This is a genomic window from Marinobacter maritimus (genome assembly GCF_007671675.1).
GTDB classification, from domain to species: domain Bacteria; phylum Pseudomonadota; class Gammaproteobacteria; order Pseudomonadales; family Oleiphilaceae; genus Marinobacter; species Marinobacter maritimus.
The window spans coordinates 211526-236603 of the sequence record NZ_VCGW01000002.1; the positions used below are offsets into that span (position 1 = coordinate 211526).

The 25078-nt window shown below is 52.9% G+C and carries 24 protein-coding genes and 1 pseudogene; 8 read left to right on the forward strand and 17 right to left on the reverse strand.

The genetic code is table 11. The features are described 5' to 3' along the window. Nucleotides 1-20: 20 nt before the first annotated feature. Together FFI90_RS08080 and bamE are read left to right on the forward strand one after the other, a co-directional pair. Complete coding sequence (locus FFI90_RS08080) at nucleotides 21-1133, forward strand: NADH:flavin oxidoreductase (RefSeq protein ID WP_144777448.1); 1113 nt, start codon at nucleotides 21-23, stop codon at nucleotides 1131-1133. Between the two features lie 101 nt (nucleotides 1134-1234). Beyond that, nucleotides 1235-1543 (forward strand): outer membrane protein assembly factor BamE domain-containing protein, encoded by a 309-nt coding sequence (bamE, locus tag FFI90_RS08085; RefSeq protein ID WP_144777450.1) that lies wholly within the window; start codon nucleotides 1235-1237, stop codon nucleotides 1541-1543. Nucleotides 1544-1604: 61 nt separating this feature from the next. Here the strand turns inward: bamE and pntB are convergent, their stop codons facing one another. Together pntB and FFI90_RS08095 are read right to left on the reverse strand one after the other, a co-directional pair. Beyond that, nucleotides 1605-3002 (reverse strand): Re/Si-specific NAD(P)(+) transhydrogenase subunit beta, encoded by a 1398-nt coding sequence (pntB, locus tag FFI90_RS08090; protein WP_144777452.1) that lies wholly within the window; start codon nucleotides 3000-3002, stop codon nucleotides 1605-1607. Nucleotides 3003-3014: 12 nt separating this feature from the next. Then, a complete protein-coding gene (locus FFI90_RS08095; RefSeq protein WP_144777454.1) occupies nucleotides 3015-4592 on the reverse strand; it encodes a Re/Si-specific NAD(P)(+) transhydrogenase subunit alpha in 1578 nt (525 codons plus the stop codon). A 159-nt stretch (nucleotides 4593-4751) separates the two neighbouring features. On the opposite strand from FFI90_RS08095, the gene FFI90_RS08100 reads away from it, so the two are divergent. The 4 genes and pseudogenes from FFI90_RS08100 (at nucleotide 4752) to FFI90_RS08115 (ending at nucleotide 8126) form a co-directional block, all read left to right on the forward strand. Next, a complete protein-coding gene (locus FFI90_RS08100; protein ID WP_144777456.1) occupies nucleotides 4752-5390 on the forward strand; it encodes a MarC family protein in 639 nt (212 codons plus the stop codon). Nucleotides 5391-5399: 9 nt separating this feature from the next. After that, entirely contained in the window at nucleotides 5400-5963 is a 564-nt protein-coding gene (locus tag FFI90_RS08105) for a gamma-glutamylcyclotransferase (RefSeq protein WP_144777458.1), read from the forward strand. Between the two features lie 111 nt (nucleotides 5964-6074). Further along, nucleotides 6075-6822, forward strand: a pseudogene (locus tag FFI90_RS08110) (transposase). Nucleotides 6823-7127: 305 nt separating this feature from the next. Then, nucleotides 7128-8126, forward strand: coding sequence for a glycosyltransferase family 9 protein (locus FFI90_RS08115; RefSeq protein ID WP_186317942.1), 999 nt, complete (start codon nucleotides 7128-7130; stop codon nucleotides 8124-8126). Between the two features lie 25 nt (nucleotides 8127-8151). Here the strand turns inward: FFI90_RS08115 and FFI90_RS08120 are convergent, their stop codons facing one another. The 6 genes from FFI90_RS08120 to FFI90_RS08145 all read right to left on the reverse strand — a co-directional run bounded on the left by FFI90_RS08120 (nucleotide 8152) and on the right by FFI90_RS08145 (nucleotide 13523). Then, a complete protein-coding gene (locus tag FFI90_RS08120; RefSeq protein WP_144777461.1) occupies nucleotides 8152-8958 on the reverse strand; it encodes a capsular polysaccharide synthesis protein in 807 nt (268 codons plus the stop codon). Next, nucleotides 8952-10088 (reverse strand): phosphoribosyltransferase family protein, encoded by a 1137-nt coding sequence (locus FFI90_RS08125; RefSeq protein ID WP_222120501.1) that lies wholly within the window; start codon nucleotides 10086-10088, stop codon nucleotides 8952-8954. The genes FFI90_RS08120 and FFI90_RS08125 overlap by 7 nt, the downstream gene beginning before the upstream one ends. Nucleotides 10089-10106: 18 nt before the next feature. Continuing rightward, complete coding sequence (locus tag FFI90_RS08130) at nucleotides 10107-10958, reverse strand: histidinol-phosphatase (protein WP_144777463.1); 852 nt, start codon at nucleotides 10956-10958, stop codon at nucleotides 10107-10109. Continuing rightward, nucleotides 10955-11983: a radical SAM family protein gene (locus FFI90_RS08135; protein WP_144777464.1), complete on the reverse strand. Its 1029-nt coding sequence runs from the start codon at nucleotides 11981-11983 to the stop codon at nucleotides 10955-10957. Before FFI90_RS08135 ends, FFI90_RS08130 begins: the two co-directional genes overlap by 4 nt. 479 nt (nucleotides 11984-12462) lie before the next feature. Further along, nucleotides 12463-13149: a hypothetical protein gene (locus FFI90_RS08140; RefSeq protein ID WP_144777466.1), complete on the reverse strand. Its 687-nt coding sequence runs from the start codon at nucleotides 13147-13149 to the stop codon at nucleotides 12463-12465. Nucleotides 13150-13199: 50 nt separating this feature from the next. Continuing rightward, complete coding sequence (locus FFI90_RS08145; protein ID WP_144777468.1) at nucleotides 13200-13523, reverse strand: hypothetical protein; 324 nt, start codon at nucleotides 13521-13523, stop codon at nucleotides 13200-13202. A gap of 99 nt (nucleotides 13524-13622) precedes the next feature. Here FFI90_RS08145 and FFI90_RS08150 point away from each other — a divergent pair, with 99 nt between their 5' ends. Continuing rightward, nucleotides 13623-14528, forward strand: a complete 906-nt coding sequence (locus FFI90_RS08150; protein WP_186317943.1) for a LysR family transcriptional regulator — start codon at nucleotides 13623-13625, stop codon at nucleotides 14526-14528. A 137-nt stretch (nucleotides 14529-14665) separates the two neighbouring features. On the opposite strand, the gene FFI90_RS08155 is transcribed toward FFI90_RS08150, so the two are convergent. From FFI90_RS08155 to FFI90_RS08165, 3 genes are all read right to left on the reverse strand, one after another. After that, on the reverse strand, nucleotides 14666-14983 hold the full coding sequence (locus FFI90_RS08155) for a CcdB family protein (RefSeq protein WP_144777471.1): 318 nt from the start codon (nucleotides 14981-14983) through the stop codon (nucleotides 14666-14668). Then, nucleotides 14983-15228, reverse strand: a complete 246-nt coding sequence (locus FFI90_RS08160; protein WP_144777473.1) for a type II toxin-antitoxin system CcdA family antitoxin — start codon at nucleotides 15226-15228, stop codon at nucleotides 14983-14985. Before FFI90_RS08160 ends, FFI90_RS08155 begins: the two co-directional genes overlap by 1 nt. 318 nt (nucleotides 15229-15546) lie before the next feature. Then, a complete protein-coding gene (locus FFI90_RS08165) occupies nucleotides 15547-16437 on the reverse strand; it encodes a DMT family transporter (protein WP_144777474.1) in 891 nt (296 codons plus the stop codon). A 347-nt stretch (nucleotides 16438-16784) separates the two neighbouring features. Between FFI90_RS08165 and FFI90_RS08170 the strand changes: the two genes are divergently transcribed. Beyond that, on the forward strand, nucleotides 16785-17732 hold the full coding sequence (locus FFI90_RS08170) for a LysR family transcriptional regulator (RefSeq protein ID WP_144777476.1): 948 nt from the start codon (nucleotides 16785-16787) through the stop codon (nucleotides 17730-17732). 30 nt (nucleotides 17733-17762) lie between these two features. Here FFI90_RS08170 and FFI90_RS08175 read toward each other — a convergent pair whose 3' ends face one another. The 6 genes from FFI90_RS08175 to FFI90_RS08200 all read right to left on the reverse strand — a co-directional run bounded on the left by FFI90_RS08175 (nucleotide 17763) and on the right by FFI90_RS08200 (nucleotide 24985). Beyond that, a complete protein-coding gene (locus tag FFI90_RS08175; protein WP_144777478.1) occupies nucleotides 17763-18533 on the reverse strand; it encodes an ABC transporter permease in 771 nt (256 codons plus the stop codon). Between the two features lie 2 nt (nucleotides 18534-18535). After that, on the reverse strand, nucleotides 18536-19516 hold the full coding sequence (locus FFI90_RS08180) for an ABC transporter substrate-binding protein (protein WP_144777479.1): 981 nt from the start codon (nucleotides 19514-19516) through the stop codon (nucleotides 18536-18538). Then, nucleotides 19513-20286 (reverse strand): ABC transporter ATP-binding protein, encoded by a 774-nt coding sequence (locus FFI90_RS08185; protein ID WP_144777481.1) that lies wholly within the window; start codon nucleotides 20284-20286, stop codon nucleotides 19513-19515. Before FFI90_RS08185 ends, FFI90_RS08180 begins: the two co-directional genes overlap by 4 nt. A gap of 263 nt (nucleotides 20287-20549) precedes the next feature. Continuing rightward, nucleotides 20550-23051, reverse strand: a complete 2502-nt coding sequence (locus FFI90_RS08190) for an acyl-CoA dehydrogenase (protein WP_144777482.1) — start codon at nucleotides 23049-23051, stop codon at nucleotides 20550-20552. A gap of 144 nt (nucleotides 23052-23195) precedes the next feature. Next, on the reverse strand, nucleotides 23196-24086 hold the full coding sequence (locus tag FFI90_RS08195) for a prenyltransferase (RefSeq protein WP_144777484.1): 891 nt from the start codon (nucleotides 24084-24086) through the stop codon (nucleotides 23196-23198). Nucleotides 24087-24097: 11 nt separating this feature from the next. Then, nucleotides 24098-24985: an AEC family transporter gene (locus FFI90_RS08200; protein WP_144777486.1), complete on the reverse strand. Its 888-nt coding sequence runs from the start codon at nucleotides 24983-24985 to the stop codon at nucleotides 24098-24100. Nucleotides 24986-25078 lie beyond the last annotated feature (93 nt).

Genomic DNA, 25078 nt, shown 5'->3' on the forward strand with positions numbered 1-25078 from the left:
TTTTCAGGGAGTAGTTACTGATGACCATGAATCTTGGCCCCATGTTTGAGCCATTCGAAATTCACAACCTCACGCTTCGCAACCGGGTTGCTATGGCGCCCATGACCCGTAACTTCTCACCTAAGGGTGTTCCCGGTGAGAACGTGGTCGCCTACTATCGGCGGCGCGCAGAGGCCGGTGTGGGCCTTGTCATTACCGAGGGCACGACAGTGAATCATCCCGGTGCCAACGGCTACCCGAATGTGCCCGCCTTTCACGGTGACGAGGCGCTCTCAGGCTGGAAAAAGGTGGTAGATGCAGTGCACGAAGCCGGTGGTGCAATCTTCCCGCAGCTTTGGCATGTCGGTTCCGTGCGCAAGGAAGGCACTGACCCCGATCCGTCTGTTCCCGGCTATAGCCCGTCTGGCCTGTTTGCGCCTGGCAAGCCTAATGGCAAGGCAATGAGCAAAGGGGACATCGAGGACGTAGTCACTGCGTTTGCCGATGCCGCGCAGGATGCCAAAGCGCTCGGGTTTGACGGCGTAGAGATTCATGGCGCCCACGGTTATCTGTTGGACCAGTTTCTCTGGGAAGGCACGAACCAGCGGGATGACGAGTATGGCGGTAGCATGGAAAACCGCCTGCGCTTTGTCGTAGAGATTGTGTCAGCGGTTCGTCACCAGGTGGGGCCTGATTTCCCGATCATGCTGCGCTTTTCCCAATGGAAGCAGCAGGATTACGATGCCAGGTTGGTAAATAGCCCGGAAGAACTCGAACAGTTCCTCAAGCCGCTGGTTGAAGCAGGCGTGGATATTTTCCATGCCTCAACCCGCCGTTTCTGGGAGCCGGAGTTTGAAGGTTCCAACCTTAATCTGGCAGGCTGGACGCAGAAGCTGTCCGGCAAGCCCGCCATGTCTGTTGGCAGCGTTGGACTGACCGAAGATTTCATCAGCGGCACCATGGCCAGTAAGCAAGAGTCGGTTGAGCAGTCGGGTATCGACGAACTGGCAGAGCGCATGAACAATCATGAGTTCGAATTGATTGCTGTCGGTCGGGCGCTGCTGCAGGATCCGGAGTGGCTCACAAAGGTGAAGGAAGGACGGCTTGGTGAAGTGGACGACTTTGCCCGCAAATCCCTAGCCAAACTGTACTGAACCCGGACAGAATATTTCCTCTCTGTAACAGCACACCCCCATTGCCTGAGCGTATGATGGGGGTGTTTTTTTATGGCTAGAAGTTTACAGGAGGGAAGGCAATGTCTTTGAAGAACAGTCTTTCAGTTTTGATGCTTGCGAGCCTGCTGGCGTTTGCCGGTTGTGCCACCGTAGGCAAAGACTTTTCCACGCACAATATCGATCAGATTACGGTGAATGAAACCACCCGGGCGGACATTCAGGAAATGTTTGGTGAGCCCTGGCGCACCGGTGTTGAAGACGGGAAACGCACCTGGACCTACGGCAAATACCGTTGGTCAGCCTTCGGTGATGCGGAAACCACGGATCTGGTTGTACGCTTCAATCCCGACGGCACGGTGTCGTCCTACGTTTACAACACCACCGAGTAACGATTCTGTTGATGCGGTATCCGGAAGATCCGGGTACCGCATATATCAGGGTTTATTTGGCTTAGTTTCTCAGCCCGCTCACCAGCTTGTCGATGCTGTCTTTGGCATCTCCGAACAGCATGCGGGCGTTGTCCTTGAAGAACAGAGGGTTTTCCACCCCGGAATAGCCTGTGGCCATACCCCGTTTGAGAATGACCACCTGCCGTGCCTTCCAGACTTCAAGCACTGGCATGCCGGCGATCGGGCTGCCCGGGTCTTCTGCTGCGGCGGGGTTCACCGTGTCGTTGGCGCCGATAACCAGCACCACGTCTGTCGCCGGGAAGTCCGCGTTGATTTCGTCCATTTCCAGCACTATGTCGTAGGGCACATGGGCCTCTGCCAACAACACGTTCATGTGGCCGGGTAGGCGGCCGGCAACCGGGTGAATGCCAAAACGCACATTCACGCCGCGCTCTCTCAGCAGTTTGGTCATATCACTGACCCCGCTCTGGGCCTGAGCCACGGCCATGCCGTAACCCGGCACGATAATCACTGAATCGGCATTGCGCAGTTCCTCGCACACCTCGTCTGCACTGATCTCCACGGCCATCTGATCGTCAGAGCCCGCTGCGGCAGAGTTGCTGCTGGTCTGGCCAAAACCGCCAAGGATAACGCTGATAAATGACCGGTTCATGGCCTTGCACATGATGTAGCTTAGAATGGCACCGCTGCTGCCCACCAGCGCGCCGGTTACGATCAGCAGGTCATTGCCCAGCATGAAGCCTATGGACGCTGCGGCCCATCCGGAATAGCTGTTGAGCATGGACACCACCACCGGCATGTCGGCACCGCCAATGGCCATGATCAGATGAACCCCCAAAACGGCGGCTATTACAGTCATCAGCACCAGGGCAAGTATGCCCAACGCCATACTGTCGGTACCCAGGAACCAGGCACCAAGTAGCACCGATACCGCGATTGCAGCGAGGTTCATCAGGTGTCGGCCTGGCAAGGTGAGGGCTTTGCTGTCGATACGGCCATCCAGCTTGCCGCAGGCCACCAATGAGCCAGTGAAGGTCACGGCGCCGATAAAGATGCCCACAAACACTTCCACCAACTTGATGGTGTGCTCGGCACCTGTGGTGTGAATCAACGGGTCTATGTAGCCGGAAAAGCCCACCAACACAGCCGCCAGACCCACAAAGCTGTGCAGCAGCGCAACCAGTTGCGGCATCTGGGTCATTTCCACCTTGTTGGCGATGACAATGCCGATACTGGCGCCAGCCAACACCGAGATCACGATGGCGATGAGCCCGCTGTCACTGACACTGGCCATGGTCGCCACCAGCGCAATGAGAATGCCGGCTACCCCGTAAAGGTTGCCCCGGCGCGCCGATTCCTGATGGCTCAAGCCTCCGAGGCTGAGAATAAACAATACACTGGCGACCACGTAGGCCACACTGACGAGTCCTGTACTCATGGTGGTCGCCTCCTATCTGCGGAACATTTTGAGCATGCGATGGGTAACCCGGAAGCCACCCCCTACGTTGATGCTGGCAATCAGCACCGCCACAAACGCCATGATTCCGACCGCGACGTTTTCTGCCTGGGCCAGGTGCAACATGGCACCAATCACGATAATGCCGCTGATGGCGTTGGTTACACTCATCAGGGGTGTGTGCAGGGAGGCGGTTACGTTCCAGACAACCTGCCAGCCAATGAAGCAGGCCAGCACAAACACCGTAAAGTGCCTGAGAAAGCTCTCCGGTGCGTGAGCGCCAACGCCATACAGCGCAGCAAGGGTGACAATCAATACAGCACCCTTGCCAATCAGGCTGCGGCGCTGAGACTCCTTGTGCGCGGCCGCTTTCTGTTCTGCTGACGGCTCCTCAGTGCCCGGCGCGGGTTTGGGGCTCGTTGGTGTCTGCGGTTGTGGCGGTGGCCAGGTCACATCCTGATCCAGCACAACGGTAAGACCCCGAATCACGTCGTCGTCCATATTCACCTGGGGCTGGCCGTCTTTCTCTGGCGTCAGTTCAGTCATCAGGTGGAAAAGGTTGGTGGCGTAGAGATCACTGGCCACTTTGGCCATGCGACTGGGCAGATCCGTGTAGCCAATCAACGTGACGTCGTGCTGCTCGACAATTTTGCCCGGCTCGGTGAGTTCGCAGTTACCGCCGCGTTCTGATGCCAGATCGACTATCACACTGCCGGGCTTCATGGATTTCACCATCTCGGCAGTGATCAGCTTGGGCGCCGGCTTGCCGGGAATCAGAGCGGTGGTGATGATGATGTCGACTTCTTTGGCCTGCTCGGCAAACAGCGCCATTTCTGCCTTGATGAACTCATCGCTCATCTGCTTGGCGTAACCGCCTGTGCCGCTGCCTTCTTCCTCACCAAAATCCAGCTGCAAAAATTCGGCACCCATGCTTTCAATCTGTTCCTTCACTTCCAGCCGGGTATCAAACGCCCGCACGATAGCTCCCAGGCTGTTAGCTGCGCCCACCGCCGCAAGCCCTGCTACACCAGCCCCGATAACCATTACCTTGGCTGGCGGCACCTTGCCTGCTGCCGTTATCTGGCCGGTGAAAAAGCGCCCGAAGTGATTGGCCGCCTCCACCACAGCGCGGTATCCGGCGATGTTGGCCATGGCGCTCAGTGCATCCATTTTCTGGGCGCGGCTGATCCGGGGCAGGCTGTCGATGGCGAATGTGGTGATTTTTCGGGCCGCAAGTTTACTCAGAAGTTCAGAGTTCTGAGCAGGCCAGATATAACTGATGAGAAAGCCACCCTCTTTCATCAGATCGGCTTCATGCTTGCCCAGCGCCGGGTTCTCCATGGGAGCGCGAACCTTCAGAATGAAATCCGCGCCGCTCCACAACGAGTGGGCATCGGCGGCAATGGTCGCACCAACGGCTTCATAGGCTTCATCGCGGTAATGCGCCGCTTCGCCCGCACCGGACTCAACCGCGACTTCGTAGCCCAAAGCAATCAGCTTGTGTACCGATGGCGGTGTTGCTGCAACCCGTCGCTCGTCTGTAAATATCTCTTTCGGAATACCAATCTTCATGATGCAAACGCCCTCTGTTTGGACCCCTGAAACAAATGTGAGCTACCTACATCCTAGTGCAAGTTCAAGACTTTGCCTGCCATACGTTCTGTTGCGTACGGCAGGCATCCGGATAAGGCGCTATGCTTCGCGTTTTTGCACCCGCCAGGACTTTTTTCGATGTTCGAGATGTTTTTCAGTACGTATATCAGTAGTACGATCCGCTTTCTGTTTCTGCTGGCCCCTTTCTTTGCGGTATCCATGTTTATCGCGTTGACCCGTGGGCTGCCTGCGGCCGAAAAAGTCTCGATTATTCGCCGGGCATGCATCGCGGCCTCCGTTATGGGCGTAATATTGTTCTTTGGTGGGCCGGTGCTGTTCAGTGCCATTGGTATTACTCTGGATTCCTTTCGCATTGGTGCCGGCACTCTGCTGTTCCTGACCGCCATCAGCCTGGTCACTAGCGGCACCCGCAACCACGCCACTGGCCTGCCGGAGGAAGATCGCGACGACATCGCTGTGGTGCCACTGGCGGTTCCGGTGATGATTGGTCCCGCCACCATCGGTGCCATTCTGGTATACGGCGCTGAGCTCAAGAATGTACCGGAAGTCGCCGGGGGCCTGTTTGGGCTACTTTCCGGTCTGCTGATCCTGGGTATCTTGCTGCATCTGTCCGGGTATCTGGAAAAGGCCCTGGGTAAAACTGGCCTCAACATTCTCTCTAAAATCAGCGGCCTGGTACTCTCGGCCATGGCCGCAGAAATTGTTCTGACAGGCATTACCGGCTTTATCTCCAGTACGGGTCTGATAGGAGCCTAAGGAGGCGCGATGTCCAACGACACCATAGAGCGCAACCGAAACCGGCAGGACTTCTCCGGCATAGAATCGATCTGGCTGTTCGGTTATGGCTCGCTGATTTACAAAGTGGATTTCCCGTTTCTGGAACAACGCCCCGCTTCAATCCACGGCTGGGCACGTCGGTTCTGGCAGGGATCTCACGATCACCGCGGTACGCCGGAAGCTCCGGGCCGTGTGGTTACGCTTATTGAACAGCCCGGAGCCATATGCAAAGGCATGGCTTTCCGGGTGTCACCGATAGTGTTTGAGTATTTGGATGTGCGGGAGAAGAATGGCTACCTGCGATTCACCACAACCCTGACGTTCAATAACGGCAGTCATGGCGAGGGGTTGGTTTACATTGCCACAGAGGACAATGAAGCGTTCCTTGGCCATGCTCCGGAAGCGGATATAGCCCGTCAGATTGCTTCAGCCGTTGGCCCTAGCGGCCTTAATTCTGAATATTTGTTGAGACTTGCAGAATCTTTGCGTGCACTGGGTGATGAGTGTTCGCACACATTTTCTATAGAGGCATTCTTAAAGGCAGACTCTTGAGCCAGCCATCGTGGGCGAGGGGCGGGATTGAACCCCCGGGCAGGTGTAGTGGTTCAATGATTCCGGACACCAACGTAGGTGGTAAGATCGCCACCATAAACGAGGTGTCTGATGACCAGAAAGCGACGTTCTTTTTCTCCTGAGTTCAAACAGGAAGCAGCCAGCTTGGTGCTGGATCAAGGTTACACGATTCCCCAGGCGAGCGTGTCCCTGGGAATTGGTGAAAGCGCTATCCGGCGCTGGGTTAACCAACTGACCGAGGAGCGTGACGGTGTCACTCCGAAGGGCAAGGCGTTAACCCCGGAGCAGCGCCGTATTCAGGAGCTGGAAGCCCGCTGCAAGCGTCTTGAACAGGAGAAAGACATACTAAAAAAGCACCGCTCTCTTGATGTCGGACGACATGAATCGTACGTGCTGATAGACCAGTTGAGTGAGCGAATGCCTGTTGAAATGGTCTGCTCAGCGAGGAAGGCGTTGTCGTCGGCCGCTTCAAGGTTCGACGATTGATGAGTGAGCTGGGGCTGATCTGTAAGCAGCCGGGCCCTCACGCCTACAAGCAGGCGACCGTTGAGCGACCGGATGTCCCGAACCATCTGGCTCGTGAGTTTACGGTAAACCGGCCGAATCAGGCGTGGTGTGGTGACATAGGAGCGTCAACGCACCGATAGAGAGGCTGTTCCGGAGCCTGAAATCTGAATGGATACCGGCCCTGGGATATCGGAATCTACCTGAGGCCAAAAAAGATGTTGGTGGCTATCTAATGGACTATTACAACCGGCAGCGACCTCACACATTCAATGATGGCATTCCGCCCGTTGCAGCTGAGGAAAACCTCAAAATACTGTCCGGGATTAGTTGACCACTACAATTACATCCGCCTTTAAACAAAAGCGAACCTTGGTAATAAAGGTGCTGGGGTAGGGCAGGGTACTAGACGGTCCTGGTTGAACCGAAGGCTGCCTAATGAACAGTCAGAGATCTGTTTGAGGCTGTGAGCATGTGGGAAATTGGGTTATGCCTCCTTAGAGTCTTAAGTAACTGCCCTGGCTCAAGAACAGGGAGTGCCTACTTTAAAACATGGTTTTAAAAAAGCTCTTAAAAACAATATCTCGCGCGGCTATAAGAACAGTATGCGACAAGCGACTGGCGGAGAATAATCTAGGATTGGAACCTCATATCCTCGTCGTTCGATGGGATAACAAATTAGGGGATGCTATAGTTTCATCCTTCTTCTATAGAGAAGCGAAAAAACTGAACGCCAAAGTTACGGTTCTTACCACACCTGAGCTAGAACCTTTATATACCAAGGACTTTGGGGTAGAGCACATTATCGCAACTAGTCCAAATCCCAGTTTTGGTGAGCTCCGGACAATAGCTAAACAACTGGAGCAAGTAGATGCGGTGGTTCATTTGGTTGGTAGAGTTCAGCCGAGTGAAATATTGTTTTTCTATTTGCTCCAACCTGTGCTCATTTATTCACTGGACGATGCGCTGCTATGTGTGAACCGTAAGTTCAATGCGCGAACTGCAGGGCAATCATTTGCCTTAAAGTATGAAGCAATACTTCGTGATCTGGGTTTGAAATCGGTTAACAACGAGTATGTGATACCTTGGCCTGAGAACCCCAAGCGATTGGTAGATGTGCCAGAAATTTTGTTCAACCCGTACGCAAGCCGTCCGGATAAGAGTATCAGCCACGAAAAATCGCTAGAGCTGCTTTGCAGAGTCGCCAAAAAATACCCGCAACAAATTATCGGCGTCCTCAGCAATAATTCGGACAGACCAAAGGCTGAGAAACTTGTTGAGGAAATCAATCTCTCGAATGTACTTGCTTTGAGCGATGTTGATACGCCTCAGGATGTCGCCTTTTTGATGAGTCAGGTTGAAGTCGTAATTTCCGTAGACACCGCAATTGTTCATTTAGCGGTGGGGCTGGGGAAGAAGTTAATTGCCATATACCCTTATACAAAAGAGCCCAACCCTTGGCTGCCACCGCTATGTGACAATGTTGCGGTTGTTCTTAGCTATCATGATACCTCTCGCTACGATCGAACTGGCGTTAAAAATATGAATTTATTCAGTAGCCTAGAGGTAATGAGTACGCTAGAGCCTTGGATTAAGTTCGAGAAACGAGAACTCAATGTGGACTTGGATTCCTACTAGGAATGGCATTCCTGTTGTCCGTAACTTATCGGCTCACCAGTTGTTCCAGTCGTTCAGCTTCTCCGATCCAGTAACCCGGATCGCCGTCAATGTGAAGGAATAGCTTGGAAAGTAGCGTCCCACCCTCCAAAAAATCTGAAACGGACTCAATGTGATTGGAGGTGCGAGTGAAATAGGTGTTATAGAGTTTGAGCAATGATGGCTTCGCTAAGAGGAAGTCTTCCGGTTCGACATCTCGGCGGCTCATAACCTCGCAAGTAGAGAAGTTATAGGAAGGTCTGTAGCCTGGATCCACGTTGGAATGAGGGATTGGATGCAAATTGCTTTCCTGCTCAGCGATTATCTCTCGGATTTCTCCCGGATTACCCCAGTCGTGCTTGTTTTTAATAAACCCCTTTTCAATAGCTTCACCGAGGATTGGATTGCCTGGCTTGGACCCGAATAGCGCTTCGCTGTACCAATGAAGCTCTTCCGTGAGCCCGTTGGGGAAAAGATTGCCGCTTGGGTCATGGAATAAGAGCGTATCGGCATCCAACCACGCACCTCCATGCCTATAGACAAATGCCAGCCGAATGTAGTCGCTTTTGGCAACAATCGATTCGATTCCAGAGTTCATTTTAAAGGGAAGAGGGTTGAATGCCCAATTGGTTTCTAGGGTGGTGGAGTCAATATACTGTGAAGCATTGGAGGTGGTAAGTAGAAGAAACTTATCTCCTAAAGCCCTTCGCATAGATGCGATAGCTAACGCGACCCAGGGAGGAATGCGGCTCCCGGGGGCCGTTTCCCAATACGTCACATATTTTGGGATGGCGTTCCCTGCTGAAGTTACCATTCAGTAGACAGTCCTTTTGAATCGAGTAGTCCAGCGTCATAGAGATATTTCCTCAGCAATCTAAGAGATGGTCTTGTGTCCTCTCTCCTCATGAGCTCGCTTCCTAGTGCCGCTTTGTAGAGCTCCAGCAGATTTTTTATAGGTAATTGCGGCAAAAACTCACTGAGCTTGGCCTGATTCTTCTTTGAAAAGACTAAGCGAACGGTTCGAAGAATTGGTTGGAAATCTGAACTGCTGAGTATTGAGTAAACTGTTTCATCAAGAACTTCTTTAACTAAAGCGGTGTTAAGTCTTTCCTCAATATTTGCTTGTGAAAGTGATAGCCGTGGGTCGATAGCGATTGGGTAGATTGATTGGAAGGACTTGGCTCCATTGATAGTGGATTCATAAAGAACCTTATCTGCCGTGGCCCCGGTAACCAGAACATCGTCTCCGAAAATTACGTGCACCCCTCCCCAGCGATAAAAATTTTCTGCAGGGATAACGTGATCTTGGGTACGATTCACGATTTCGCGCTCTTCCGCCGAGAGAGCTCCGTAGTTCTCACAGGGAGGTGCGATTCTAGGCAGCCTCACCTCGACAATTGTGGGAAGTTCAAGATTAGCGAGTTTGAGATTGATCTCTCGGACGACAATGGAATAGAGGACGTTCGAAGTTGAAGGAACATTTCGCCAACCCGTCGTCATCATAACGACCGTATCGTTTCGTTCTTTGGCTTCGCGAAAGAGCCTAGCCCAATGGGATTCTGGCTGATCCAGTTGAGCTGAGAGGTAATTGATTATTGAAAAGGCGAGTGCATTGATGTCTTGTATGCTTCCATGCTTTGCTCGGCTGTACGATACTACCAGTTCGTCCGCGTCCAATCCGGTACCCATGTAATTAAAGGCACCGGGAGCTACCTCGGTCAAATAGTTCAAAGCGTGGCCACCAAAAATGGAGACGTATTGATCCATGCTGATATGTTCGCTGGCAAACAATCCCGCAGCCAAAGATCGGAAGCCTTTCTCAGCGTAGCTAGGATCGTTTTTGGATCGGTTATGCTCAAAGAACTCGAGTTGAACATGAGAGGGCTTTTCCAAAATCTCGTATAAGCTTGGTTGACTGCCCGTGTCCGGATTTTTGATTGTCACAATTTAGTCACTTACTAGTTAGGCGATTGGTTTTCTGGTAGATGCGTCTGGTCTCAGGCGGTTTACCGGCACGTCGACTCGCCTTCGGCGTTCGTAGTAACTCACTGTGTGAAGCCCAGCTGGCTGGAGAACGTTTAGCATCTCTTGGATGCCGGCACCTACGTCTCGGGGGGTGTGGGCGTCTGCCCCGATGGTGAACGAGGTATGATGAGAGATTAGTTTTGGTAAAAGGCCCAAACTTGGGTATGACCACAATCCAGCTATTTTTGCGCCACTACAAGGGTCGAACGAAGATTTTCGGAGTCCTGAGGCATTGAGTTCGAACGATATATCGTATTCACGAAAAAGAGGCAAAAGCCTTTCGAATCTCTGATCGACTACATTGGCCTGAACCCCTCTTAGTAATGTGTCTGCATGCCCTACTGCATCAAAAAGACCACAGCTCAGCAACCCTTCCATATTATCAAAGTAATGATCCACGAAATCTGGATCCGCGAGTCGAGGTAAGTCCCAAACTCTTACCAGTTCGCCTGTTGAAAGGCGAACATAGTGAATTGAACCGATGGCAAAATCTATGTCATATCTGCTTTGTAAGTTCCGATTATATTCATCTGTGCCCGGCATATAGTCGAACTCAAGTCCTGAAAGAATTTGAATCCGTCCTCTGAAGTTTTGTCTAGCCTGCTCGATATCCTCGAAATACCGGTCGAGTTCCGTCTCTAGGAGACGATTGTCGGAATCGACGGGGAATGGCGCATGGTCTGTGATCGTGAGGACTTCGATCCCCGCAGATATGGCTGCACATACCAAGTCATCGACAGTGCCTTCTGCGTGCTTCGAGTACATGGTGTGCGAGTGAGAGTCGATCATAATGATTCGATTTCTGCCAGCAGCCCCTTATGGTGCTCAATTTCTTTGATCAGCCAATACGGGTTATTCGCTTTCTCAACGATTGACCGAACGAGATGTTGATCGCTTAGCTGATCAAGGACATCAGCCAAAGGCTGCGTGTACAAATTTCTGACTAAAGGAGTGCAAGTGACATGGTTTGAAAGAGCCTCCCAATCCAGTTCATCGCTATGAATGTTGCCTATAGACCTATTTTCAAGGCCGTAAAAGTAGACGTTTCCATCCGGCTTTACAGTAACATCCATCCCGTTTGCCGTGGGCGCTTTGTTCATGCTTCCTAGTGTGAATCGTTTCTTAGTCTTATTTTCAATTGCTTCTATGTATCCATACAAATCTAGATATCCAGCTGGGGTGTTCGGCAATGGATGCACCAGGTTTTTGTAGTCAATAGAGAAGGTAGTACCCCCAACCACTAAGGCGTCTTCCAAGGCACCGCGGGGCTCGATCGTCGATTGCATCCCCCAGTCATTTAGCTCGGATATGAGATAGTCACGCGCAAAGCTGCGGTCGGCATCGATTGATCGGAAGGAGAAGGTTAGATTCGATGGTCGATGAGTTAGTAGATAGTTGATGCTGAAACCATGTGCCCGCCACTTCACTCTTTCGATATGATGGCTGTCGGTGCTCAATCGAATGTTGCATGTGTCGCCTTGGCTAGCAGCGATTCGATTGGTTCTTTCGTAAAACTCAGCCATCTTGTCGTGCGGGAAGAATCCACTTGTGATGAATTCAAAAGCTTTGCCACCTCCGGACAGACCCAGGATCTCGTGAAACGTCTTAATGTTGTTGAGTGGCTCTCCCTCTCCGCTGATCGAGATACGCTTAACTGAGGGGGAGTTGATTAACCTACCAAGATTCTCTCTGGCCAGAATAGAGAGTTCCATGTTGCTGCCGGTTTCGTGCTTATCAGCATACATGCAGAACGCACAGCCGATTCCACATATCTGAGTGATATCGACATACAAAAGGTGATCTTCAAGAATCATCAACTGCCTTCCGTTTTTGTGGTGTTTTTGATAGCCAAGACTCTGATCTTGATGCCTTTGATAGCAAGCTATCTGCCCTCTGGGAGGCTGTCAAAGGATTTCGGTTGAACTTATGTTATTGCACTATGTGGCATCAGCATTCAGATCGTTGTTAAGAGCGCCTCCGATCAAAAGGGGTTCTACCCCGCTTCCATGGACGCTTTTGAAACGGGTGTGGACTTCCCCCGGTGCAGTGGACACTCCTAGTCTATGATTGGACTTCCCCTATTAATTTAAGACACCTGCGGGCCTCAAACGAAGGCCGCTTAACACGCATTTATCGGCAGACCGGAATGTTCGCTTTGCGACCAATACCGCTTGGATAGTCAACCATATTTGCGTGCTTAGATCGCATCAAGTGGCGGTTCCCGGCGGTCCGTTCAAAAGGCTCCGCTGTCGCGGCCGCCCATGAAGTCTCGACCTATTTCAGACATTGCCTTTTATCCAGTTGGATTGCCGGATAACGTAAGCCTCTTGTCGGAAAAAAACAGGATTCTGGTTACCCAATATAAAGTGGTAATCAGTATGAGCATGGTTGGTATCCCCACGATGAGTAACAGCTGTTCTCCCTGCATGCTCTTGATATTAGCGCCCATCATTTTTACGATTTTATCGGTGAATGCTAATGCTGCCCATACCAGTGAAAAGCCAATGCGCCAGACATGGCGAATAATACGTTGAGTGCCAGAAAGCCCTGAATGGTAAAGGTTACGAATATCCCCCAATGCAAGCAGAATCGCCAAACCACCCCACATCACATAGGCAATGGGCGCCTGTACCTCTCGCCAACCCATACTGATAAAAAATGCGGTAACGGCGAAACCGATAACCCAGATCAAAGCAGTTATTTCCATCAGACCAGGTTCATTCTTTTTATGGCGGGCGGCTAACCAGGCGGTGAACACGGTATACATCACTATTCCGCCCAACATCATGTCATCAATTGAATTTTTGAGGTAAGCCGTTGCAATACCCGAAGCCAACATGATCATCATGGATACCGTAAACCAGGAACCTGCTTTCTTATGGTGTGCACTCCCTTTCTTAACGAACATGGCAAGGACAGCTGTCACCAATACGACCGTTCCCGCAGGTGCATGTATGGCCCAAACAATGATGTCTTTCATCTGAAGAGTCTCGGGTAACTGTTTGCTAGAAATTGGATGACTGACGTTGATTAGTTGCCATTCAATTTCTTGATAGCCATGTACCCGTATTGCGAATTGCTGTGCTCCTGGGCCAGGTATTCGTAAAGGGTGTTGGCGGTCTCTCCGTCACCGAGACCCTCGTAAGTCATTGCTTTTAAATAGGTCAATTCTGCTTTCGTTTCATCTGACATTGCCTCTGCGTTTTCTGCCTGTGTGATCAGTTCCAACGTACGATCGTATTGTTCACGCTGGTAATGTTTATAGGCTTCGGAAATGGAGGCAGTTTGAATCAGGCTCGCACATGCGCCGAGCGATAGTGTTACTGCTAGCAGTGCGATAATAGGTGATTTCATCGCTACCAATCCTCTTAATGTGATTTGAAGTCGACAATCCTACCAATGCATCAATGAAACCAATACAATGAATTTTGGACTTCAGGTATGCATATTTGTATGGATTGGAAATCAATAACATTCGACTGGAACCGTGCTCGGGCTTTTTTGGTTACGGCGGAAGAAGGCTCCCTGGCCGCGGCAGCCCGGTCAATGGGAATGACGCAACCTACCCTTGGGCGACAGGTAGCGGCGCTGGAGAGTGAAATTGGATTCGATTTATTTACCAGAAGAGGTCGAGGCCTGGAGCTAACGCCCAATGGCATCAAATTGTTAGAACATGTGCGACTGATGGGTGATGCCGCTAACCAGTTTTCTTTATCAGCTTCGGGTAAATCAGACCAAATCGAGGGCGACGTTAGCATTACCGCTTCAGAACTCCTTTCCACGTTTATGCTGCCATCCATGATCAAGGCGTTGCGGAAGCTGGAGCCTGGCATCGAGATCGAAATACATTCAACTAACGAACAACGTGACATCAATCGAAGAGAGGCTGATATTGCTATCCGGAGTGTTCGTCCGACACAGCCGGAGTTGATTGCAAAACGACTGTGCAGTGTTCAAGGCCATCTTTACGCCGCAAAAAGCTATCTGAAGCAACTGGGTGATCCTCCTACGATCGACGAGTTGAACAAGGCCCACTTCATTGATACTGAGAATCCTGGCCGCCTCATGGAGTTGCTTAATTCTCAAGGGCTTACCCTAACCAAGCAGAATTTTCCCGTTATTTCAAATAGTCACATGGTTCAGTGGGAATTGGTCAAACAAGGAGTGGCCATCACTGTAACCTTAGAGGAAATCGGAGATAACGAGCCACTGGTTGAGCGTGTCGTTATCTCCGACTTGCCCCTGATAAACATTGACCTATGGCTAGTTACTCACAATGAATTACGAACTAACCGTCGAATCAGGCGAGTCTTTGATTTCCTCGTATCGGCGTTTGCTGGCCAAGTTACCCAAGAATAGTTGGCACCTCTGATAGTTAGGTGGACTTCCTCCGATATGCATGACACACCCTAGCGTCAAACCGAGGCCTTCGGACTCGGATCTGAATGTTCGTTTTGCGACCAAGACGATTGACTGACCTCAGCTAAACAAAAATGTTAAATGCCAGTGACAGCAAGGTCCAGAGCTCCGACAACCTGGTCTCTGAAATGCGAGAGGGAACCAACCGGGTTTTTGAGATGCTTTTTTGGCACAGAGGAAATTTGTGGGGTTAGCAGTAAAAGTTCTTGATTGGCAAAGCTGATTCCCGGCGTGAGTCCTTGCATGGATTCGCCACCAAAGGCGGAGCGTTTGCCCAAAGGGATAACGATTCGAGTTGCCAATTCGCTCAGGAGGCTGCTTTGAATATCGACAAGGTAAGGATAATGAGCTTTGCTGACTTTGCTTGGGTTGGGGTACACATCGAACTGTGACATTAGAACTCCCTGAATTCGTCGCCGAAGCATCCATGTTGTTCGACAAAATCGTTGTAATTTTTTATTGCAGCGCGATTTTCTTCAACCCATTGTGCTGCTTCGCGTTTGGAAAGCTCTTCTTTCAGGGCTCGCTCCAGAGTAGCAGACAGGTTGATGTTGAGTTCCCGAGTTTTGCGCAGTAGATCGCTATTGATGGAGAGGTTAGCTGCCTTTTTGGGTGCGGTTGCATTGTAGAGTTCGGCCATCAGAGCCTCCAGGTAACTGTTTAATGCACGACTTATTGTATGCGCACGCCAATGCGCATTCAAGTATTTAACCAACGGCTGCTGTCGGACGCGCCTTAGCTAGCGCTCCGGCACGCCGCAAAGCCACGGCGTTATTCCCAAATCTGAACGTTCGCTTTAGCGACCGTAGCTTCAGTTGTGTGCCTCCGCAAATCAACCTTTGGCACGTTGCATTCAGCTTTGGTGTCACCTCCTACGCTGAGAAGTGATCCGGACCCCGTATCAGGTCCTGCCAGTTAGTAGCAGGTTATTCCTTGGCATCTCTATGTGCCGAGGGTATCAACCATTCAGCGGTTGAGCTCGTAATACTCGGTGGCTCCGCTGACGGGAACGCATCCCCACCATAATCAGCGGCACTATAATCATGACGCTGCCTACAGCGAACCAAAGGTCTGGCACCTCATTGAAACCTATCCAGCCAATCAGCACCGCCCAGATCAGGCCAGTGTATTCGGCGCTGGTGACCTGATTGGCGTCTACTTGATGGTAGGCCAGCAGCACAGCGATGTTGTAACCCAAAATGAAAAATGCAGACGCAGCTGCGGTAAACAGGATTGCCGGATCCCAGGACGCGCCCTGCTGCCACTCCCACAAGGCAAGCAGTCCCGATGCCGGAATCACCAGCAAGTAGTTGAGAAACAGCTTGTGTACCGTGGTCTGGGTTTTTGGCAGTTTGCGGACCATGACCGCATTTATGGCCAGTGTGATCGCCGACCCAAGCGCAGCAACAGCCGCCCAGTTGAACTCCACCGGGCGAAGGATAACGATAATGCCGGCAAAACCACTGAACACCGCAAACACATTCAGGGGTGACAGGACTTCCCGGAAGATAAACACCGAGAACACCATCACCAGAATCGGGGCTGCATAAAATACGGCGTTGGCGGTGGCGAGTGGCAGGTTGCTCAGGGCTACTATCATGCACAACAGTCCCACCAGGTGCACGTGAGCCCTTATGGCATGTACCTTTATGCCGGCAAACAGGTTGGTTCGGTCGATCTTGCGCGCCAGTGGCAGCAGGAGCACAAGAGTGAGCATGCAGCGTACAAACGCAAACTGAAAAATCGGCGCGCCCGGCTCCAGAAGCTTGATGAACACGTCGGAGACCAGTGCCATGGCATTGCCGATCACTAGAAGCAGTATGGCGCTGTTGACGGTTTTCCCTGACATGATGACCTCTGATGTTCCAACTTCGACAGGTGTGAGCTGTATCGAGCCTGGGTGAATGTAATTTAGTGCCGCTTACTGTCAGATAATCCGGTTCACAACAGCGGACTGACACAAGCCAAAACGAGACAAAAACAGCCTGAATCTCACGTTAAAATTGTGAGGCACTTATCCTGATATGACAGAAATGGTCGCCCAAGGCTTGGTAGCGCTGGCCTGGAGCAATACCACTCTTCGTGAGATCGAATCTCAATCTCGAGTTGGAATGACACAAGTGACAGATTGAGTCTATTTGAGTTTTAATATCCGATAAAATGATGTTTATTCTTCACCTATTAGATAAATAGATAATGAAGCTGCCACCTCTCAAAGCCCTGCCCGTATTCGAAGCGGTTGCCCGCCTCAACAGCTTTTCCATGGCTGCCGAGGAGCTGGCGGTAAGCCAGAGCGCGGTGAGCCATCAGATCAAACAGCTGGAAACCTATCTGGGTGAAAAACTGTTCTGGCGCAGTGGCCGCACGCTCGCGCTGACGGATGAAGGCCGCCAGTATCTGGACGCCATCAGTACCGCCTTGCTTCAGATCGAGCGGGCCAGTGAGCAAGTGCTGGGGCATGAAGAGTCCCGGCTACGGTTGTCGCTGTTCAGTTCTTTCGCCGTGCGCTGGCTGGTGCCCCGATTACCCGATTTGCAGCGGCTGCACCCCCAGGTAGAGCTGGCCTTGGAAATGAGCAGTGAAAACCCGGTGTTGTCAGACCGGGTTGCGGATTGTTTTATCACCATTCACAGAGACTCACCGGCCTACAGTTACGAGCTCTTGTACGTGGAACGGCTTTTCCCCGTGTGCAGTCAGGATTACTGGCAGCGCATCCGTCGGGAGCTGGGACGAGAGACTGGGGAAACCGGGCTCGACGAACTCGCCATGACCACAGCTGAGATAGCGCGATTCCCTTTGTTGTCTACCCACAGTATTTATGACAAGGCAGCGGGTGATTGGGAAGCCTGGTATCAAACGGTGAGCGAAACGATTCCTTCCGGAGCTCGCGTACAACACTTCAGCCATATGCTACTGGCACTGGAAGCTGCGCGCTTTCATCAGGGCATCGCCCTGACGAACGATTACATGCTTAGCACTCGCAAGGATTCTGAAGACTTTGTACGCTTGCCCTGCCACCCGGTGATGACCGGCGACCGATTCTATTTCGCCTGGAAAACCAGCAGGCGCAGGGAGCGAAGCATACAACTGTTAAGACGATGGCTGGTGGATGAGGCGATCAGAGGTGGGTTGAGATCCGAGTAATCTGATTGCGCAAGCCCGTGAGTTTCAGTATCAAAGGTATTGATAGCGAAGCAACCGGTGCTTGATGCGCTCCAGAATAACCTGGTCGATCACCGCTGCCAGAATTGCAATCACCAGAATGTTTGTCATCACACCGGTCATGTCCGCAATTTCGCCGGAATAGGCCAGGGATTTGCCAAGTCCGGCGCTGAATCCAACAATCATTTCCGCGGATATCAGTGCGCGCCAGGCATTACCAAACGCCAGCTGGGCCCCGGTAATGAGCTCTGGCGTAACGGCGGGGAAGTACACACGCTTCAGCATCTGTGCTTTTGATGCGCCCATTACCCGTGCCGCAGAGATATGCACTTTCTCAACACTTTCCGTGGCGTTCATCACGCTCAACGCCGTGGGGAAGAACGCACCAATAGCCACAACAACAATGATAGGCAGGTTGCCGAAGCCCATCAGAATGAGGAACAGTGGCACCCAGGCAATCGACGGAATGGATTGCAGAATAATGATGGCCGCCTTCAGAGGGCTTCGCACCACATTGATCGTGCCGCCTACCAGTCCCAACAGGATTCCGAAGAACAGTGCCGCTCCGTAGCCGGCTCCGAGCCGTGTCATGCTGTTGCCAAGCCCTTCATAGAACTCGGCGCTGTTCAGTTCCTCCCACAACCTGAGAACGGCTGTGTGTACATCCGGCATCAAAAAGTCGGGCAGAAACCACGCCGCTACCTGCCAGAAAAACAGGATAACGGCGATGGCGACAACATAAGCCCGCTTGGTCGCGACGCCCATTGCCTGGCTATTGCTCATGATTAAAGCTCACGAGTCTCTTGCCAGGTCAGGTCCAGCAATGCGTCAACATCGAAAGCTTCTTCAGGAAGAATGCCTTGTTTTTGCATAATGCCTGCCAGCTCTTTCATGCGGTTAATATCGGCTTCGGTCAGTTTGGAGCTGAAATCGTTGGTCTGAATGGCCTGGGCGATTACCTTCTCTGAAGGAATGTCGCCGTCGTTGAGGGATTTAACAACATCTTCCTTAATGAAGTATTCGGTGATGTAGGTAGCGGCTTTCTCAGGCTGATTTTCCAGCATTTCGATGGCGTCACGCTGGGCGTCGAGCGCAGCCCAGATCACGTCTTTGCGGTTTTTCAGGGTATCGCCGGAGGTGATCACTACCATGCATGGGAAAGGCCATACTTCACCGATTTCATAAATCTGCTTTACCGGTGCAACCAGCTGGGCAATTCGATCATAAGGTTCAAACAGGAAGGCGGCATCCACCCGACCACCCACCAGAGACTGAACCGCCACTGCCGGTGCCACACCCATAATATTCAGGTCGTCTGGCTGCAGGCCTGCATTGGCCAACATTACGCCTTTAAGGACGATGTCGGCTGTGCTGCCTTGTTTCTGGGAGGCGAGGTTGCTGCCCTTGAGGTCTTCAACCGTTTCAATGCCCGAGTCGTTGCGCACGACCAGTGAGTGGTAACCACGCTGGGCGCCACCAACAATCTTCAGATCGGCTCCGCGAGATGACCAGGTGAAGGCATTTGAAAAGCCCAGCACGCCAATATCAAGTTGGCCGCCAACGATGCCCTTGATGAGATCGGTACCGGAGCTGAATTCAATCAGCTTGGCATCCAGGCCATACTTCTCATAAAGGCCTGCTTCGTGCGCGAGCATGGCCTGGGCATCGTCCATTACGCGAACATATCCCACGCGAAACTCTTCTTTTGCGGACACCGGCGCGGCAAGTGCCAGTGCCAGAACCGTTGTCATAAACCAGCGAATCATACAGCTTCTCCTGTGTCTTCGGCGTGAGCCTGTGTTGTGTCAGTGTCGATCCCCAACTTGTTCAGCACATCACGCCGGATATCGGCGAAGGCTGATAAATCGTGGGTTTTAGGCATGTGGCCAAGCTCGATTTCCCGCAACACGGTGGCAGGTCGGTTGCTGAATACCAGCACACGGTCGGCAAGGTACAGCGCTTCGTCTACATCGTGGGTAACCAGCACCACGGTAGGGCGCTCTTCTTCAATCAGATCTTTCAGAACGCTTTGCAGGGTCATTCTTGTCAGTGCATCCAGTGCGCCAAAAGGTTCATCCAGCAACAGGACTTCTGGCCGCGCTATGAAGGCCCGGGCCAGAGCACAACGCTGCCGCATGCCACCTGATACCTGATGCGGGTAGTAGTGTTCAAAGCCGGACAGCTCTACCTTTGCAAGCCATTTTTGCGCCTCTGCGAACGCTGTTTGCTTTGGGGTGTTCTGAAATTCCAGTGCGAGGGCTACGTTTCCGGCCAGTGTCAGCCAGGGGTACAGGGCATGTTCCTGGAATACCAGAGTGCGCCGTGGTGAGGGTTTTTCGATACGCTTGCCACCAGCGGTCAAGGTGCCGGTAGAGGGTGTTTGAAGGCCTGCGAGCATATGCAGTAACGTCGATTTCCCGCAGCCAGAGGGCCCGAGAAGAGCCACAATTTCTCCGGTTTTGATGGTTGTATTGAAGTGATCAATGACGTTGAGGTGGCCAAACGACTTTGTCACCTCGCTGAATGTCAGTTCCATATAGCCCGCCGGTATATTGATATATTCTTTAATCGAATAACAATTATCTATTTTATTACCAAATTGAAATACGGAAAAGTGTTTTCCCTACTTTTCACGGGATAAATTTCAGGCGGTGAGCTGTGGGCTGAAAAGGCAGCACTGGGTTTTGCGAGGAGAGTGTATTGAAAGCGTATTGAATAAAAGTGCATTGAATAACCGCCGGGCAAGGCCCGGCAGTTATCAGTTAAGGGCTCGCTTACGTCGCCTTTTAATCAAGTGGTCTAATCCCTGGCAGGCCTTTCAACCACTTTGCGTTTGCCCTTGGCGCACCGGGACAGCGCCTTCAGACCCTCCTCATCAAAGGCGTCCACGCGTATAACGTCGTACAGAGCAGTCAGTGCTTCCTCAAGTTTATCGCATTCATCTGCCTTTACGACGCCTTCAGCGCAGGCCCAATCTACAAGCTCTTTGCGCTGATGGCCCATCAGCAGTGCGATACCGTCCAGGTCGTCCTCGTCGCGATTGCGAACCGCATCATGTAAACGGCCGCGCATGTCGGCGGTTTCGTTTGCCAGTTTATAGGCATTCAGAACACGGCCAAGAGAATCGTCGGGATCCATGGTGGTGTAGGCGCCGCGGCTGATGCGCTGGCGTAGCGGGGTGTCTTCAACAATGCTGGCGGCCACGCGGGTGCCCAGCTTGTCATCGGGCCCGTTAAGACCGGTGGCACCCAGTGGGAACACCAGCAGACGCAAAGGCCAGCGCAAGGCAGGTACCGGGAAGTTGATAATTGCCTCACGCATGGAGTGCTGCAGATCCCGCAGGCAGGTTTGCAGACACCACTCTACCAGCGGCCGCTGATCGTCCGGGTAGCCCTCTTCATGCCATTGCTTGATCACCGCCGACGCGTAATACAGCTGCACCAGGCAGTCCGCCATACGCCCGGACAGCCTCTGCCGGGCTTTGAGACCACCGCCTACGGACAGCAGAGTTACATCGGTCATCAGTGCAAACCCCGCCGAGAAGCGGGCAAGCTGACGATACGATGATTTGATGCCGCCCTGCCTGGGTACCGATTCCAGCAGCCCTCCGGTAAGGCCCAGAACCAGCGCCCGCAGAGCATTTCGAGTGGTATGGGCCAGATGCCGATAGAAGATGCCGTCGAACTTTTTCGCGGCGTTGTCCTCATCTTCCATACCGGCGGCTGCGATTTCTTCAACAATAAACGGATGGCAGCGAATGGCGCCCTGGCCAAACACCATCAGGCTGCGGGTCAGGATGTTTGCACCTTCTACCGTAATGCCAATGGGCACTGCGTTGTAGGCGCGGGCCATGAAGTTGCGGGGGCCGGTAATCACGCCACGGCCTGCTACCACGTCCATGGCGTGGTTGATCACGATTCGCATAAGATCGGTGTTGCGGTATTTCAGCAACGCTGAAGGTACCGCCGGTCGCACGCCTCTATCCAGCATGCCGGAGGTCAACAGGCGGGCTGCATCCATCATGTAGGTATAGCCGGCGATGGGCTCTAGGGCTTCCTGTACACCTTCAAACTGACTGATGGAGCGGCCAAACTGCTCGCGGGTGTAGGCGTAGGAACCGGTCGCGAGGCTGGCAACCTTGCCAGCACCGGTACCCAGCGCGGGCAGGGAAATGGAGCGGCCAATGGAGAGACACTCCAGCAACATGGTCCAGCCCTTGCCGAGCATATCCTGACCACCGATAACCTGATCCATGGGGATGAACACTTCGGTGCCCCAGGTCGGGCCGTTCATGAATACGGTGTTCATGGGCAGGTGTCGAGCGCCTGCGTGTACACCTTCGGTTTCGCGGGGAACCATCACGCAGGTCACGCCGATGTCGGCATTATCGCCCAGCAGTTTTTCCGGATCGTAAACCTTGATGGCCAGGCCAATCAGTGTGGCGACCGGAGCCAGGGTGATGTAACGCTTGTTCCAGGTGACTTTCAGGCCCAGCACTTCTTTGCCGTTCCACTCGCCCTTGCACACAATGCCTTTGTCCGGAATGGCGCCTGCATCGGAGCCCGCGATCGGGGAGGTAAGGGCAAAGCAGGGAATTTCCTCGCCACCGGCCAGCCGCGGCAGGTAGTGTTTTTTCTGTTCGTCAGTACCGTAATGCATCAGCAACTCACCCGGGCCGAGGGAGTTGGGTACCATCACGGTGACCGCCGCAGACACGCTGCGGGTAGAAATCTTCATCACGATTTCTGAATGGGCGGTGTTGGAGAAGCCCATGCCGCCGTCTTCTTTCGGAATCACCAAGCCGAAAAATCCGTTTTCACGGATAAACTTCCAGGCTTTGTCCGGCAGATCGTAGTGTTCGTGGGTAATCTTCCAGTCATCCAGCATGCCACAGAGTTTCTCCACCGGGCCATCGAGGAACGCCTGCTCTTCGCTGGTCAGGTGCGCAGGCTTGGCGTCGAGCAGCTTTGACCATTGCGGCTTGCCGGAGAACAGCTCGCCATCCCAGTCCACAGAGCCGGATTTCAGGGCTTCTTCTTCGGTGGACGATAGTTTGGGAAGGCGGCTGCGAACCCAGCCCAGTAGCGGTCGGCTGAACTTGTCGAGACGCAGCTCGCTGGGAATAACCAGAATCAGAGCTAAGGCGAGAAAAAGGCCACCAAACAGGACACTGGCAAGATGCCACTCATCCTGGAACACGCCCACCAGAGTGGCGATGGACATCACCAGAGCAGCGGTGGTGCCGCCAACTCCCAGATAGATCAAAATCAGGGCACTGATGAGCAGTAAAAGTACACTCATGGGCAGACCTCCGTATCGTGGATTAAATCAGAGAATACCAGTTTTAACCTTCGGCCAAAGTACTCGCACATGCAAGAGCAGCGCGTGAGTACAGACTTGTCGCTGTATTTATTACTCGAACCTGATTATTGCCTGACCCCAGGTTTACAGGCTCAAGCCAACAATCAGCAGCGCCAGTGTGGCCAAAAGAATCGCGACGTTGGTGCCTAGCAACACGTTGAGGGCGTCTGGCTGATCAATAGCTCCGGGTAGCTTGCAGGCAAGCCAGAGTGCGAAGGGAGCGGTTACCAGTGACAGTATCGACGGCCATGGCAACCAGCCGGCGAATATGCCCGTTATCAGAACGGCGTAGCCCGCAACAAACAGGGCGGACACCAGCCGCGCGGCGAAAAGCGTGCCGAAGGTGATGACAAGATGACGGCGACCTATTTTGCGATCTGCCTCTGCATCCGGTATCTGGTTGATCAGTAGCAGCTCGCTCACCAGCAGCAGGCTGATCAGGGATACGGTAATGGCGGTGGCATCAAGTTTTGCTCCAAGTGCTACCAGCGTGCCCAGAATCATCACCGGCCCAAACCCGATGCCTGGTGCAAGCAGGCACAGCAAGGGGGAACGGGTAATCCAGCGGGTATAAGTAAGCACAAGCGCCACTCCGGCGGTGCCCAGAACCAGCATCGGCAGACCGCGTTGCCAGAGAAAATACAGGCCAATAAGGATCACCAGGACCAGAGTGCAAATGGCTGCCGCCAACACACGTTTTGCGGCCCGGGGAACCTCCGGAAGTGCGCCGCTGCCGCCGGAAAACGGTGTTCGGGTGGTGATCAGATCCAGCCCGGACTCGAAATCCTCGTATTCATTGAGCAGATTCACCGCCGCATGTGCCAGCAAGGCACCCACGAAGACTAACAGCGTGTCCAGCAACGCTGGTGGTTCGCCCTGTTGCCACGCCACTGCAACCCCCTGCCCGACACACAGAGGTGCAAGAACCAGAAAGTTGGGTCGGGAAGCGCGTACAACCGCGATGGCTTCAGACATGCATGGTTTCCTCAAAAATAATCTGCGGCAAAAACCAGCCCTAGCACGATCGGCATGACAATGAGGCTTCCCAAATTACTCAATAGTACCAATGATGCGACTTTATGGGGTTCCTGCTGGTATTGCTCCGCGACCATATAGTTAAGCACTGCCGGTGGCAGAGCGGCGAATACCCAGAGTGCCGCAACCTGGAGGCCAGGCAAGTCCAGCAGATAAATCATGGGCCAGGCGAGCAGCAAACCACTTAGCGGGCAGGCGATGGCGCCGAGCATGCCCAGCTTCCAGTCGCTGAAGTCGACATCCAGCATGCGTACGCCCAAGGTAAACAGCATAAGCGGTATGCAGACTTCACCAAGCATGTTCAGGGTTTGCAGTAGCCAGTCTGGCAGCATTACGCCCCCAAGGTTCACGGTCAGTCCGGCGATGCTGGCAAACACAACTGGTAGTCTGAGGCGCTGAATAATGGAGGTGTGTGGATCAAGCATGTGCAGGCCCACGGAAAAGTGCAGTAGCATTTCCACGATAAACAGCACAACGGCTGCGGGCAGCGCCGCCTCGCCAAAGGCGAGAACCAGCAGTGGGAGCCCCATGTTGCCTGAGTTGTTGAACATCATGGGCGGCAGAAAGGTTTTCGGATTCAGGTTAAGAAGCCGGGTCAGCGGATACAGAATGACTCCCGAGCCCAGAACCACAACCGTTGCCGCCAGCGCAAGCCCGGCATAGTCCTGCAATGGCGCCTTCTGGTCTGCCAATACGGCGAAGATCAGCATGGGAACAAACAGTTCCATGTTCAGAACGTTCAGCCCGCGAATATCCGGCGTGCGAAATCGTCCGTACAGGGCTCCGCAGCCGGCAATGAGGAAGACAGGCAGCAGGGTCGACAGGATCTGACCAATCATTAACAACTCCAAAGGCGCGGGGAGGGTTTGCGCAGATAAACCGTTAGGTTCGCAAGTATGTGGGTAATTCGGCAAGTATTATTGCATCCTGTT

What these genes read in the sequence shown, in the direction of transcription:
- FFI90_RS08080 (WP_144777448.1), top strand. Translation starts at nt 21, where the DNA reads ATGACCATGAATCTTGGCCCCATGTTTGAGCCATTCGAAATTCACAAC.
- bamE (WP_144777450.1), top strand. Translation starts at nt 1,235, where the DNA reads ATGTCTTTGAAGAACAGTCTTTCAGTTTTGATGCTTGCGAGCCTGCTG.
- pntB (WP_144777452.1), bottom strand. Translation starts at nt 3,002, where the DNA reads ATGAGTACAGGACTCGTCAGTGTGGCCTACGTGGTCGCCAGTGTATTG.
- FFI90_RS08095 (WP_144777454.1), bottom strand. Translation starts at nt 4,592, where the DNA reads ATGAAGATTGGTATTCCGAAAGAGATATTTACAGACGAGCGACGGGTT.
- FFI90_RS08100 (WP_144777456.1), top strand. Translation starts at nt 4,752, where the DNA reads ATGTTCGAGATGTTTTTCAGTACGTATATCAGTAGTACGATCCGCTTT.
- FFI90_RS08105 (WP_144777458.1), top strand. Translation starts at nt 5,400, where the DNA reads ATGTCCAACGACACCATAGAGCGCAACCGAAACCGGCAGGACTTCTCC.
- FFI90_RS08120 (WP_144777461.1), bottom strand. Translation starts at nt 8,958, where the DNA reads ATGGTAACTTCAGCAGGGAACGCCATCCCAAAATATGTGACGTATTGG.
- FFI90_RS08130 (WP_144777463.1), bottom strand. Translation starts at nt 10,958, where the DNA reads ATGATCGACTCTCACTCGCACACCATGTACTCGAAGCACGCAGAAGGC.
- FFI90_RS08135 (WP_144777464.1), bottom strand. Translation starts at nt 11,983, where the DNA reads ATGATTCTTGAAGATCACCTTTTGTATGTCGATATCACTCAGATATGT.
- FFI90_RS08140 (WP_144777466.1), bottom strand. Translation starts at nt 13,149, where the DNA reads ATGAAAGACATCATTGTTTGGGCCATACATGCACCTGCGGGAACGGTC.
- FFI90_RS08145 (WP_144777468.1), bottom strand. Translation starts at nt 13,523, where the DNA reads ATGAAATCACCTATTATCGCACTGCTAGCAGTAACACTATCGCTCGGC.
- FFI90_RS08150 (WP_186317943.1), top strand. Translation starts at nt 13,623, where the DNA reads ATGGATTGGAAATCAATAACATTCGACTGGAACCGTGCTCGGGCTTTT.
- FFI90_RS08155 (WP_144777471.1), bottom strand. Translation starts at nt 14,983, where the DNA reads ATGTCACAGTTCGATGTGTACCCCAACCCAAGCAAAGTCAGCAAAGCT.
- FFI90_RS08160 (WP_144777473.1), bottom strand. Translation starts at nt 15,228, where the DNA reads ATGGCCGAACTCTACAATGCAACCGCACCCAAAAAGGCAGCTAACCTC.
- FFI90_RS08165 (WP_144777474.1), bottom strand. Translation starts at nt 16,437, where the DNA reads ATGTCAGGGAAAACCGTCAACAGCGCCATACTGCTTCTAGTGATCGGC.
- FFI90_RS08170 (WP_144777476.1), top strand. Translation starts at nt 16,785, where the DNA reads ATGAAGCTGCCACCTCTCAAAGCCCTGCCCGTATTCGAAGCGGTTGCC.
- FFI90_RS08175 (WP_144777478.1), bottom strand. Translation starts at nt 18,533, where the DNA reads ATGAGCAATAGCCAGGCAATGGGCGTCGCGACCAAGCGGGCTTATGTT.
- FFI90_RS08180 (WP_144777479.1), bottom strand. Translation starts at nt 19,516, where the DNA reads ATGATTCGCTGGTTTATGACAACGGTTCTGGCACTGGCACTTGCCGCG.
- FFI90_RS08185 (WP_144777481.1), bottom strand. Translation starts at nt 20,286, where the DNA reads ATGGAACTGACATTCAGCGAGGTGACAAAGTCGTTTGGCCACCTCAAC.
- FFI90_RS08190 (WP_144777482.1), bottom strand. Translation starts at nt 23,051, where the DNA reads ATGAGTGTACTTTTACTGCTCATCAGTGCCCTGATTTTGATCTATCTG.
- FFI90_RS08195 (WP_144777484.1), bottom strand. Translation starts at nt 24,086, where the DNA reads ATGTCTGAAGCCATCGCGGTTGTACGCGCTTCCCGACCCAACTTTCTG.
- FFI90_RS08200 (WP_144777486.1), bottom strand. Translation starts at nt 24,985, where the DNA reads ATGATTGGTCAGATCCTGTCGACCCTGCTGCCTGTCTTCCTCATTGCC.